The sequence below is a fragment of the Streptomyces cinnabarinus genome (assembly GCF_027270315.1).
Lineage (GTDB): Bacteria > Actinomycetota > Actinomycetes > Streptomycetales > Streptomycetaceae > Streptomyces > Streptomyces cinnabarinus.
Window position 1 is genome coordinate 1,906,515 of record NZ_CP114413.1, and the last position, 12,247, is coordinate 1,918,761.

The window sequence follows — 12,247 nt, forward strand, 5'->3', positions numbered from 1 at the left end:
GAGGGCACCCGCAGCCGCCCTGGCTTTTACAGGTACTGACCGGTGTTCGCCACCGTGTCGATGGAGCGTCCGGTGTCGGCGCCCTGCTTTCCGGTGATCAGGGTGCGGATGTACACGATCCGCTCGCCCTTCTTTCCGGAGATCCGGGCCCAGTCGTCCGGGTTGGTGGTGTTCGGCAGGTCCTCGTTCTCCTTGAACTCGTCCACGCAAGCCTGGAGGAGGTGGGAGACGCGCAGGCCCTTCTGGTTGTGCTCCAGGAAGTCCTTGATCGCCATTTTCTTGGCGCGCCCGACGATGTTCTCGATCATGGCGCCGGAGTTGAAGTCCTTGAAATAGAGGACTTCCTTGTCTCCATTGGCGTAGGTGACTTCCAGGAAGCGGTTCTCCTCGGATTCGGCGTACATCTGCTCCACCGCGGTCTGGATCATGCCCTGGACCGTGGAGCCCTTGTCGCCGCCGTGCTCACCGACGTCCTCGGGGTGGAGGGGGAGGCGTTCGGTGAGGTACTTGCCGAAGATGTCCTTGGCGGCCTCGGCGTCGGGACGCTCGATCTTGATCTTCACGTCCAGGCGGCCGGGGCGCAGGATGGCGGGGTCGATCATGTCCTCGCGGTTGGAGGCGCCGATCACGACCACGTTCTGCAGGCCCTCCACACCGTCGATCTCGGCGAGCAGCTGGGGGACGATGGTGTTCTCCACGTCCGAGCTGACACCGGAGCCGCGGGTGCGGAAGAGGGACTCCATCTCGTCGAAGAAGACGATGACGGGGGTGCCCTCGGATGCCTTCTCCCGTGCACGCTGGAAGACGAGGCGGATCTGCCGCTCGGTCTCGCCGACGTACTTGTTGAGGAGTTCGGGGCCCTTGATGTTGAGGAAGAAGCTCTTGCCCTGGGCCTGGCCGGTGACCTCGGCGACCTTCTTGGCCAGCGAGTTGGCGACGGCCTTGGCGATGAGCGTCTTGCCGCATCCGGGCGGGCCGTAGAGCAGGACGCCCTTGGGCGGCCGCAGTTCGTGCTCCTTGAACAGGTCCGGGTAGAGGTACGGGAGCTCGACGGCGTCGCGGATCATCTCGATCTGGTTGCCCAGGCCGCCGATCTGCTCGTAGCCGATGTCCGGGACCTCTTCGAGGACGAGTTCCTCGACCTCGCTCTTGGGCACGATCTCGTAGACGTAGCCGGAGCGGGGTTCGAGCAGCAGGGCGTCGCCGGGGCGGATGGTCACGCCCAGCAGCGGCTCGGCGAGCCGCACCACCCGCTCCTCGTCGGTGTGCCCGAGCACCAGGGCGCGTTCGCCGTCCTCCAGGATCTCCTTGAGGGTGACGATGTCGCCGACGCGCTCGAATTCCATGGCCTCGACCACGTTGAGCGCTTCGTTGAGCATGAGTTCCTGGCCGCGGCGCAGGTCGTCGAGTTCGACGCTGGGGCTGACGTTCACGCGGAGTTTGCGTCCTCCGGTGAAGATGTCGGCGGTGCCGTCCTCGTTCGCCTGGAGGAAGACACCGAAGCCGGCCGGCGGCTGTGCGAGCCGGTCGACTTCTTCCTTGAGGGCCACGATCTGGTCGCGGGCCTCACGGAGCGTGTTCGCGAGTCGCTCGTTCTGGGCGGACACTCCGGCCAGGTTGGTCTGCAGCTCGACGATCCGCTCTTCGAGAATCCTCGTGTGTCGCGGAGAGTCGGCGAGCTTACGTCGCAGGACGGCGATCTCCTGCTCAAGGTAGGCGATCTGTCCGGCAGGGTCTTCGGACCCTCGTCCCGGGCGGATGCCGCGGTTCATGTCGTCGTCGTGGGCTGCCACGGTCCTCACCTCCTCCAAGGGGAGCTGGACGCTTCCAGACCCTACCTGGGTGGGTGTCGATTGAAACCCCTAGATCACAAAGACTGTCAAGGTGTGTCGTCAGCCACACCTCGCACCCTTCCGTACGCCGTGTGGATACCCACTCAACGCGTTTCAGAAGCGGCCTGTTCCTGGCCGGAGTGGTCAAACACCGTCACTTTTGGCCGGAGTTGCAGCTGACGGGAGGGTGTTGGCCGGTCAGGAGCAGGCATCGGAACCGTCGCGTCCGCACTCTGCTGTCATGACGCTGAGGTTCCGGTCACACACTGTGCGTTCTGGTGGTGGAGCCTCACTCGCGGCCGGGAGGAGTCCCCGTCGGCCTCGGGTGGAACGTCGGCGGAGGTAGGGTCGAGGAAAGATCGCTCGACACGGGAGGACGGCAGGAGAGATGAGCGTGCAGGAGGAGGCCGCGGTCGGCGAGGCGCTGGAGGTCTGGATCGATCAGGACCTCTGCACCGGCGACGGCATCTGCGTCCAGTACGCCCCCGAGGTGTTCGAGCTGGACATCGACGGGCTCGCCTACGTCAAGAGCGCGGACGACGAGCTGCTTCAGGACAAGGGCGCCACGACCCGGGTGCCGCTGCCGCTGCTCACCGATGTCGTGGACTCGGCGAAGGAGTGCCCCGGCGAGTGCATCCATGTGCGCCGGGTCGCGGACCGGGTCGAGGTGTACGGGCCCGACGCGCAGTGACGCGCCGGGCGCGGAGGGTCGTCAGACGCTGCGCGCCCCGGCGGGCGTGGAGCGGACGAACGCGCCGTTGTCCCACGCCCACTTCGCGCGGTCGGTGACGTCGGGGCAGCAACTGGGCACGTCGGACGACGAGTAGCCGAGCAGGGTCGCCGCCACGACCCCGTCGCGTACCGCGAACTCGCTGACGGTCTGCCGGTCCTTGGGGTCGACGAGGGTCGCCACCACCCGGGGGCGCTCGGTGTCCGCCCCGCGCGTGAGGACGTACACGCCGTCCGGCGGGGTGCCCATGGGGGCGTCGCAGTGCACGACGGCCACCGTCTCGGGGCGGCCGTCGCCATCGAGGTCCCCCGATGCCTTCTTGACCACGATCGCCTTCACCGGGCCGCATTCGAGCGGGAAGTCGACGTCCTCGGGATCGGGCGCGAGGGCCGCCGTAGCGGTCTTCGACTCCGGGCCCGCCTGGGCCGCGGTGGCGGAGTGCGGTTGCAGGACCGAGGAGAGCGCCACGACTCCGGCCACCGCGGTGGCCGTCGCGACCCAGTGGATCGGACGGGTGTGCGTGTGTGCCAGTTCCGGGACGGCGGATTGCTGCACTAGGAGTGTCTCCTGTGAGGGCTGTGCCGGTGGGGGTGCCAGGCATCGTGCCACACGTCACACCCGGGGGGAACGGCGGGGGTGTGCAGTTCCGGTGCCGAAGTGGACGCGGTCGGGTGGCACGCCGTCAGCGGAAAGGCGCTGTGGCCGAGTTCCCGGTCGTCCCGGGGAACTCGGCCACAGCGCCGTTGCGTTGTACGCGGCAGGAGACCGCCTCAGCGGCCGGAGCCGCCGTCGGCGTTCGGGCCCGCGTAGTCCTCGCCGTAGGCGCCCTTGGCGGGGCGGCGGCGGCGCATGGGCGGCTCCACGCCGTCCGCGAGGCGGCGGGCGGTGAGCAGGAAGCCGGTGTGGCCGATCATCCGGTGGTCCGGGCGGACCGCCAGACCCTCGATGTGCCAGTTGCGGATCATCGACTCCCAGGCGGTCGGCTCGTTGAAGCAGCCGATCTCACGGATGGACTCCACGGTCCGGGCGAGCTGGGTGGTGGTGGCGACGTAGCAGCACAGGATGCCGCCCGGCACGAGCGCCTTGGAGACGGCCTCCAGGCACTCCCAGGGGGCGAGCATGTCGAGGATGACGCGGTCGACGTCGGTGTCGGACAGGTTGTCCTGGAGGTCGCCGACGGTGAGCTGCCAGGCGGGGTGCGGGCCGCCGAAGTAGCGCTCCACGTTCTGCTGGGCGATCTCCGCGAAGTCCTCGCGGCGCTCGTAGGAGTGCAGCATGCCCTGGTCGCCGATGGCGCGCAGCAGGAAGCTGCTGAGCGAGCCGGAGCCGACGCCGGCTTCGACGACGCGCGCGCCGGGGAAGATGTCGGCGAAGGCGAGGATCTGCCCCGCGTCCTTCGGGTACACGACGGCTGCCCCGCGGGGCATGGACAGGACGTAGTCGGGGAGCAGGGGGCGCAGCGCGAGATAGGCGACGTTCCCAGTGGTGCGGACAACGCTGCCCTCGGGAGCGCCGATCAGTTCGTCGTGCGGGAAGGAACCCTTGTGGGTGTGGAAGTTCTTCCCGGCTTCGAGCGTGAACGTGTAGTGGCGGCCCTTGGGATCGGTCAGCTGAACCTGGTCCCCGACCTTGAAGGGCCCGCGCCTGCGGGCGGCACCGGTCGGTTCGGACATGTGAACAGCCTACCGGGGTTTGGGGAGGCCGCCGACCACGGCCGCCGGTCGCTAGGACGGGCGGGCCATGGCCTTCACGAAGGCGCGCTCCACGTCCGCCGCGGAGAGCACGCCGTAGATCTCGCCGGTGTCCTCGACCACCAGGTACTCGGTGGCGGGGCTGGCGCGCAGGGCGTCCAGGAGGTCCTCGCCCGCCAGTTCCGCCGAGACGCGCATGCCGTCGGTCAGCTCCTGGGCTAGGCCGCTGACGGCGACCCAGGGGCGGCGGTGTTCGGGGACGCCGACGATGGCGGCCTCGCGGACCAGGGAGAGGGGGGCGCCGTCGGCGTCGACGACGACCAGGGCGCGGGCTCCGGCGGCGTTGGCGCGGCGCAGGGCCTCGGAGAGCGGGGTGTCCGTCTCCACCGGGACCGCGCGCCGGGTAAGGGTGCGGGCGCGCAGTTCGGGGAGGTGCTCGCGCAGCCGGGCCATGCGCAGGCTGTTGCCGGCGCCGGTCCAGATGATCGCGGCGAGGATCGCGGCCAGCAGGGCGTCCATGACGGTGTCCATGCCGACGTTGTCCTCGGCGTTGGCACCGAGGGCGCCGGACTGGGTGAGCAGCGGGAGCCCGATGAGCACGGAGACCGCGAGCGCGCGGCCGACCCAGGCGGCGGCGATGGTGCCGGTCATGGGCTTGCCGGTGATCTTCCAGACGACGGCGCGGAGCATCCGGCCGCCGTCGAGGGGCAGGCCGGGCAGGAGGTTGAAGACGGCGACGATCAGGTTGGAGATCATCAGGCCGGCCAGCAGGACGCCGGGTACGGTGCCGGGCTCCACGGTCTGCACGGCGGCGTAGAAGATGCCCGCGAGGATCAGGGAGAGCAGGGGGCCGACGAAGGCCAGCACGAACTCGCGGCCGGGGGTGTCGGACTCCTTCTCGATCTCGGAGACGCCGCCGAAGAACTGGAGCTGGATGCGGCGGACCGGGAGCTTGAAGCGGAGGGCGGCGACGGTGTGGGCGAGCTCGTGCACGAGCACGGAGGCGTAGAAGGCGACCGCGAAGAAGAGGGAGACGAGGTAGCGGGCGGCGCCGAGTTCGGGCAGGACGCGGTCGAGCTGGCCGCCGAACACCCAGGTGATGAGGGCGGCGACCAGGAACCAGCTGGGCGCGACGTACACCGGCACACCGAACGGCCGCCCCATGAGCAGCCCGCCGCGCGGCTCCGGGGCTTTGGGCGGGCGGCCCTTGCCGGTGTCGGAGTGCGCGAGGGCGCGGTCGCCGGGGTGGGTGGGGAGGGGCTGGGTGGTGGGCTCGTCGCTGGGGGTGTGGGCGTGCGCGTGCGCGTGGGTGTCGGCGGGCTTGGGCGCGGGTTCGGCCGGGTTCTCGGGAGTCGCGGGCTCGGAGGGCGCGGGGTCGGGCTTGTTCTCGGGGGCTGCGGGAGCCGGCGGCGCGGACTCGGTCGTGTCCTCGGGGGCCCGGTCCTCCGGGTTCACGGGCTCGGTCCGGGCCTCGGGGGGTGTGGTTTCTGTGGGCGGGGTCGTTGGTGGTGCGTGGTGCTGGGCCGGCTCCTCGGTGCCGGACCGCGGCTTCCCGCTCCCGCCGCTCTCGTCCACGGTGTCCCCTCGTTCGCAGCGTCTTCCGCGCCTGCCGGGCGGAAGGGTCTCGGGTCGATGGTATGCGGCCGTCGCGATGCGTTCCGCCCCGGCACCCCTGGTGTTCGCCCGCTGACGGCGGGGTGACTGTCAGTGGTGGGCCGTAAGGTCTTGGGCATGGAGACGAGCACGGAGGACGTGGAGCCGTCGGTGGCGGCCGAGGGCGCGACGGCACAGCCGGCGGACGGGGCGGCGGCGACCCCTGCCGTGCCCACCGCCATACCGCCCGCCTCGCTGTCCCCGTCGCGCGCCGGTGACTTCATGCAGTGCCCGTTGCTGTACCGGTTCCGGGTGATCGACCGGCTGCCGGAGAAGCCCAGTGAGGCGGCGACCCGGGGCACGCTGGTGCACGCCGTGCTGGAGCGGCTCTTCGACGCCCCGGCCGCCGAGCGGACCGCGCCCCGCGCCAAGTCCCTGATCCCCGGCCAGTGGGACCGGCTGCGCGAGTCCCGGCCTGAGATCCAGGAGCTGTTCGCCGACGATCCCGAGGGCGAGCGGCTCGCGGGTTGGCTGACCCAGGCCGAGCAGCTGGTGGAGCGGTGGTTCACGCTGGAGGACCCGACCCGGCTGGAACCGGCCGAGCGCGAGCTGTTCGTCGAGGCCGAGCTGGACTCCGGGCTGCGGCTGCGCGGGATCATCGACCGGGTCGACGTCGCGCCCACCGGTGAGGTGCGGATCGTCGACTACAAGACGGGCAAGGCGCCCCGGCCCGAGTACGCCGAGGGCGCGCTGTTCCAGATGAAGTTCTACGCCCTGGTGGTCTGGCGGCTGAAGCAGGTGGTGCCGCGCCGCCTGCAGCTCGTCTACCTCGGCAGCGGTGACGTCCTGACCTACGACCCCGTCCTGGCCGATCTGGAGCGGGTCGAGCGCAAGCTGCTGGCGCTGTGGGAGGCGATCCGCTCGGCGACCGAGACGGGCGACTGGCGGCCCCGTCCGACCAAGTTGTGCGGCTGGTGCGACCACCAGGCCCACTGCCCGGAATTCGGCGGCACTCCCCCGCCCTATCCGTTGCCGGTCAGGGCGCCGGAGTCGAGCGAAGGCGCGCAGGGCAGAATGGGGCCGGACTAGCGAAGGAGACTTACGTGGCCATCCGCGTCCTACTGGTCGACGACCAGCCGCTGCTGCGTACCGGCTTCCGGATGATCCTGGAGGCGGAGCAGGACATCGCGGTCGTGGGCGAGGCCGGAGACGGCCTTCAGGCTCTCGATCAGGTGCGGGCCCTGCAGCCCGATGTTGTTCTGATGGACATCCGCATGCCGCGGATGGACGGTGTGGAGGCGACCCGGCAGATCACCGGGCCCGGCCGGGACGGCCCGGCGAAGGTGCTGGTGCTGACCACCTTCGACCTCGACGAGTACGTGGTGGAGGCGCTCAAGGCGGGCGCCAGTGGCTTCCTGCTGAAGGACGCCCCCGCCAATGAACTGGTGCAGGCCATCCGTGTGGTGGCCGGCGGCGAGGCGATGCTGGCGCCCAGCATCACCCGCAGGCTGCTCGACAAGTACGCCACCCATCTGCCCTCCGGCGAGGAGCCGGTCCCGGACACCCTGCACACCCTCACCGACCGCGAGGTGGAGGTGCTGAAGCTGGTGGCGCGCGGGCTGTCCAACGCGGAGATCGCCGCCGACCTGTTCGTCAGCGAGACCACCGTCAAGACGCATGTGGGCCATGTGCTGACCAAGCTGGGGCTGCGGGACCGGGTGCAGGCCGCGGTGTACGCGTACGAGAGCGGGCTGGTGCGCCCCGGCGCGCAGTAGGGCGTACGGATACGCAGAGGGCGCCCGCTTCCCCGGGGGGAAGCGGGCGCCCTTTCGGCTGCGGTGGCTCAGCCCTTGCTGAGCTCCCAGAACCGGAAGACCGTCGAGGCGTCGAGGCAGTATTCCAGGCCGTAGACGTCGTCCCGGACGACCGCGTACTGCTTGGCCTGCCAGATCGGCAGTATCGGCAATTCCTCGGCCACGGTGTCCTGGAGCCGGCCGTAGTCGTCGTCCGTGGCGGTGCGGTCGCTCTGGGCGGCCGTGCGCGGGATCAGCGTGCCGGTGATGGTGTCGTTGCTGTAGTTGTTCCCCAGCACGTTGCCCTCGCCGAAGAAGGGTGAGGTGAAGTTGTCGGCGTCCGGGTAGTCCGGGATCCAGCCCTTCACGTACACGCCGTACTTGCCCGCGGCGATGTCCTGCTCGTACTGCTCGTAGTCGACCGACTTCACATCGGCGTCGAACAGGCCGCTGTCGTTGAGCTGGCCGGCGATGGCCTTCAGCTCCTGGTCGGTGGCCGGGCCGTAGCGCGACGGGGTGGACCAGAGCGTCAGCTTCACCTTGTCGGTGATGCCGTCGGCGCGCAGGGCCGCCTCCGCCTTGGCGGCGGAGGGGCGGGCGCCGTAGGTGTCGAAGAAGGCGGTGTTGTGGCCGCCGATGCCCGCCGGGATGATCGAGTACAGCGGGGTCGCGGTGCCCTTGTAGACGTCCTCGATCAGGGCTTCGCGGTCGACGAGGTAAGCGATGGCCTTGCGGACGCCGAGCTGTCCGGCCACCGGGTCGTCCATGTTGAAGACCAGGTGCTGCACCTCGGCGCCGGTGCCGTCGACGATCTCGATGCCGGAACTGGAGCTGTCGTCGGCCCGCTCGGTCTCGGCGATGTCGGCGGCGCTCAGGCCGCGGTAGGCGATGTCCACCTCGCTGTCGAGCAGCGCGGTCTTCAGGGCGGTGCGGTCGCCGTGGAAGAACTTCATGGTCACGCCGGAGTTCTGGACGTCGGCGGTGCCCTTGTAGTGCTCGTTGACGGAGAAGACGGCCTCGTCGTCGCCGAAGGAGTCCAGCTTGTAGGGGCCGGAGCCGACCGCCTTGCCGTCCTTGCGCAGACCGTTCGCGTCGTACTGACGGTGGTCGACGATGGAGCCGGCACCCGAGGCGATCTTGCTCGGGAAGGTGGCGTCCGGGGTGTTCAGCTTGAAGACGACCGTCTTCTCGTCCGGGGTCTCGACCTTGTCCAGCATCGGGAACATGATCGCGGGACCGTCGTCGTCGTTGATCTCCAGCATGCGGTCGAAGGAGAACTTCACGTCCTCCGAGGTGAGCGAGTCACCGCTGCTGAACTTGAGGCCGTCCTTCAGCGTGCACTTGTACACCTTGGTCCGGGTGTCGGTGAACGCGCAGGACTCGGCGGCGTCCGGCTCGGGGTCGGTGCCGCCCTTGGGGAAGCTGAGCAGGGACTGGAAGACGTTGTTGAACAACAGCCACGAGCCCGGGTCGTATCCGGATGCCGGGTCGGTGGCGAGTACGTCGTCGGACATCCCCACCACCACGGAGGATCCGTCGCTCGCGGAGTTGCCGGTCTCCGTGCCGCAGCCGGTCAGCAGGCCGGAGGCCAGCCCCGCCACTACGGGCAGGACCGGCCACTGGTTGCGCATGTTCACGTGCAAGTGCCTTGTCGTCGGTTTCGGTTGTCGTCGCGGGACGCCGTCCCCGGCGCCCCGGGCACGGGAGACGTCAGCCGCTCACGCCACGGCCGAGCTCCCACAGCTGAAGGGTGGAGGACGAGTTGAGCGCGTACGCGGTGCCCGTGACGTCGTCGCGCGCGGCGACGTACTGCTTGCCCTGCCACAGCGGGATCACGGGGACGTCCTCGGCAACGATGTCCTGGATGTCGGTCAGGCTGCCGACCGCGGACTGCCGGTCGGCCTCGCGCCGGGACTCCGGGATCAGGGAGTTGCGGATCTCGCTGTTCGCGTACGGCGAGCCGAGGAAGTTGTCCTTGTCGAGGAAGGGCGCGAGGTAGTTGTCGGCGTCCGGGAAGTCGGGGAACCAGCCCATGCCGTAGACCTCGTACTCGCCCTTCTGCTCGGCGGGGCGGAACTCGTCCCAGGCGGTGCCCTTGGTGGTGACCTCGAACAGGCCGCTGGAGTTGAGCTGCTCCTTCAGCAGCTCGAACTCCTTCTCGGTGGCCGCGCCGTAGTGGTCGGTGGTGTAGTGCAGGGTCAGCGTCACCGGGGTGGTGATGCCCGCCTTCTCCAGTACCGCCCTGGCCTTGCTGACGCTGGGCTCGCCGTACTTGTTGAAGAACGCGTTGGAGTGGCCGGTGAGGCTGGCCGGGACCAGCGAGTACAGCGGCTCGGCCTGGGTGCCGTAGACCTTGGAGACCAGTTCGCCGCGGTTGATGACCTGGGCCATCGCCTGGCGGACGGCCCGGCTCTTGACGGCCGGGGCCTCGGTGTTGAAGGCCAGGTAGCGGATCTCCAGGCCGGACATCTCGACGAGGTCGACCTGGGTGTCGGCGGCGGTGGACAGCCGCTGGATCTGCTCGGGCGTCATGGTGCGGGTCATCAGGTCGATGTCGCCGTCGTCGATGGCGCTGCTCATGGCGTCGGCGTCGGGGAAGGAGCGCAGCTCGACCTTGCTGTTGTTCACCTCAAGAGCGCCCTGGTAGTTGGGGTTCTTGGTGAACACGGCCTTGACCAGCTTGTCGTCCGATTCCTCGGCCTGGAAGGTGTAGGGGCCCGAGCCGTTGATCTCGAAGCCGTCGCGCAGCTGGTTCTTGGCGTAGTCGTCCGGGTCGACGATGCCGGCGACCGGGGTGGACAGCTTGTACGGGAAGGTGGCGTCGGCGGTCTTCAGGTGGAAGATCACCTCGCGCTCGCCCTTGGTCTCGACGGTGTCGACGGTGGACAGCAGGCCGAACACGCCGCTGGGGGCCTTGATCTTGAGGGCGCGGTCGATGGAGTACTTCACATCGGCCGCAGTGACGGAGTCGCCGTTGGCGAACTTCAGGCCCTCGCGCAGGGTGCAGGAGTAGCGCTCGTTGCCGGTGTCGGTGAATCCGCAGCTCTCGGCGGCCTCGGGGACCGGCTCGCCCTGTCCGCGGGGCTGGATCATCAGGGTCTGCACGGTCTGGCGCAGGATGTTCCAGGTGCCGACGTCGTAGGCGGACGCGGGGTCCAGCGGGGCGGGGTCGTCGCTGGTGGTGGTGAACTCGTCCGTGGTACCGACGACGATCGCGTCCCCACCGTCACTGCCGCCGTCGGCACCGCCGCAGGCGGCGAGAACCGGGGCGAGCAGACCTATGACGGCCGGCAGCACCAAAGTCTTGCGGTTCATGGGCGAGTTTCTCCAGAGCTGTCACGTCCGTGTATCCGGCATGCATGGGTGTCGCGGCGGATCACGGGGGTAGGGGTTGATGTCCTCGCGACGAGATTAGTCGGCGTCCGCAGGACGCTTCGCGGCCACCGGAGTTGGGCCCCCATCACGCAGTGAAACCGGGCGTGGACACACCGAAAAACCGACACGGGAAGGATTAGTGCAGCATCTCCCCAATCGGGACACAAGGGCACGCAGTTGGCGTCCGAAAGGGGGTGAACAGCACATGGCACGCAGCCTGTCGAGACCGCCCGGAGTGGCGAACGTCACATATGAATCGAGGTCGGGCGGTCGGCGGAATTCGGCCGTCCGCCGGGCCCGAATTCCGGGTGCGCACCCTGTTCTTGCACCCCGCGCAGCCGGTTGGAAATTCCCTGTATCGCAGTTGCACGCTCGGTGAACGGCTAGCGCATTTCCGTCATCAGGCCGCGCAGAAATGCCAGGTCCACCTCTTCCAGCGAGCCGACCACGGTCCGCCGGTGGGCCGGGGCGATGCCGGCCACCGAGGGCACCGCCACCACATGGCAGCCGGCCGCCTCGGCCGCCGCCACTCCGGTCGCGGTGTCCTCGACCACGGCGCATCTGACCGGATCCACGCCGAGTCCGGCCGCGGCGGTCAGATACGGGTCGGGGTACGGCTTGGTGCGCGGCACCTCGTCACCGGCCACCGTCAGCGCGAAGTGCTGCGGGCCCAGCGAGGTCAGGACGCGGTCGATGATGCGCCGGTGCGAGGCGGAGACGAGGGCCGTGGGGATCTCGTACTCGGCCAGTTCCGCCAGCAGCCGGGCGGCGCCCGGCATCAGCGGCAGGGCCCGTCCGATGCGCTCCTCGAACCCCTGGTTGAGGAGCCCGCTGAGTTCGGCGAAGGTGATGTCGGCGCCGGTGGCCTCGATCAGGAACCCCGCGCTGCGGCTCATGGGACCGCCGACCACGACATGGCGCCATGAGTCGTCGAGGGTGTGGCCGAGGCCGGCGAAGATCTCGACCTCGACGTCCCACCAGAACCCCTCGGTGTCCACCAGGGTTCCGTCCATGTCGAGGAGTACGGCCTGGAGGGCTGAGCCTTCTGCCGTACGGGTTACGGGCGCGGGGACCGTGCTGGTCATCCGGGCGCACCTCCTTGAGGGACGATCAGGCCGGTTCCCACATGGGGAACCGGCCTGCAGTGGACCGACCAGTGTACGTCGTGCGGCGCTGCGATGCCCTGTTTAACCGATGTGGCCCGGGGAACACCGGAGACCCGGTCGAGGGGCG

Annotated in this window: 10 protein-coding genes; 3 read left to right on the top strand and 7 right to left on the bottom strand. The window is 69.4% G+C overall.

The features are described 5' to 3' along the window. Positions 1–26: 26 nt before the first annotated feature. Positions 27–1,793 carry a proteasome ATPase gene (arc, locus tag STRCI_RS08585; RefSeq protein WP_269658247.1) on the bottom strand — a complete coding sequence of 589 codons (1,767 nt, stop codon included), beginning with the start codon at positions 1,791–1,793 and terminating at the stop codon, positions 27–29. Between the two features lie 427 nt (positions 1,794–2,220). Between arc and STRCI_RS08590 the strand changes: the two genes are divergently transcribed. Further along, positions 2,221–2,523: a ferredoxin gene (locus STRCI_RS08590; RefSeq protein ID WP_269658248.1), complete on the top strand. Its 303-nt coding sequence runs from the start codon at positions 2,221–2,223 to the stop codon at positions 2,521–2,523. Between the two features lie 21 nt (positions 2,524–2,544). Here the strand turns inward: STRCI_RS08590 and STRCI_RS08595 are convergent, their stop codons facing one another. The 3 genes from STRCI_RS08595 to STRCI_RS08605 form a co-directional block, all read right to left on the bottom strand. Beyond that, on the bottom strand, positions 2,545–3,117 hold the full coding sequence (locus STRCI_RS08595) for a hypothetical protein (protein WP_269658249.1): 573 nt from the start codon (positions 3,115–3,117) through the stop codon (positions 2,545–2,547). 215 nt (positions 3,118–3,332) lie between these two features. Next, positions 3,333–4,235 (bottom strand): tRNA (adenine-N1)-methyltransferase, encoded by a 903-nt coding sequence (locus tag STRCI_RS08600; protein WP_269658250.1) that lies wholly within the window; start codon positions 4,233–4,235, stop codon positions 3,333–3,335. 51 nt (positions 4,236–4,286) lie between these two features. After that, complete coding sequence (locus tag STRCI_RS08605) at positions 4,287–5,828, bottom strand: site-2 protease family protein (protein ID WP_269658251.1); 1,542 nt, start codon at positions 5,826–5,828, stop codon at positions 4,287–4,289. A 156-nt stretch (positions 5,829–5,984) separates the two neighbouring features. On the opposite strand from STRCI_RS08605, the gene STRCI_RS08610 reads away from it, so the two are divergent. Further along, positions 5,985–6,935 carry a RecB family exonuclease gene (locus tag STRCI_RS08610; protein ID WP_269658252.1) on the top strand — a complete coding sequence of 317 codons (951 nt, stop codon included), beginning with the start codon at positions 5,985–5,987 and terminating at the stop codon, positions 6,933–6,935. Between the two features lie 14 nt (positions 6,936–6,949). Continuing rightward, a complete protein-coding gene (locus STRCI_RS08615; protein WP_269658253.1) occupies positions 6,950–7,621 on the top strand; it encodes a response regulator in 672 nt (223 codons plus the stop codon). 68 nt (positions 7,622–7,689) lie between these two features. Here the strand turns inward: STRCI_RS08615 and STRCI_RS08620 are convergent, their stop codons facing one another. The 3 genes from STRCI_RS08620 to STRCI_RS08630 form a co-directional block, all read right to left on the bottom strand. Next, positions 7,690–9,276 carry an ABC transporter substrate-binding protein gene (locus tag STRCI_RS08620; RefSeq protein ID WP_269658254.1) on the bottom strand — a complete coding sequence of 529 codons (1,587 nt, stop codon included), beginning with the start codon at positions 9,274–9,276 and terminating at the stop codon, positions 7,690–7,692. Positions 9,277–9,349: 73 nt separating this feature from the next. Next, positions 9,350–10,954, bottom strand: coding sequence for an ABC transporter substrate-binding protein (locus tag STRCI_RS08625; RefSeq protein ID WP_269658255.1), 1,605 nt, complete (start codon positions 10,952–10,954; stop codon positions 9,350–9,352). 443 nt (positions 10,955–11,397) lie between these two features. Continuing rightward, positions 11,398–12,099: an HAD family hydrolase gene (locus tag STRCI_RS08630; RefSeq protein ID WP_269658256.1), complete on the bottom strand. Its 702-nt coding sequence runs from the start codon at positions 12,097–12,099 to the stop codon at positions 11,398–11,400. Positions 12,100–12,247: the final 148 nt, after the last annotated feature.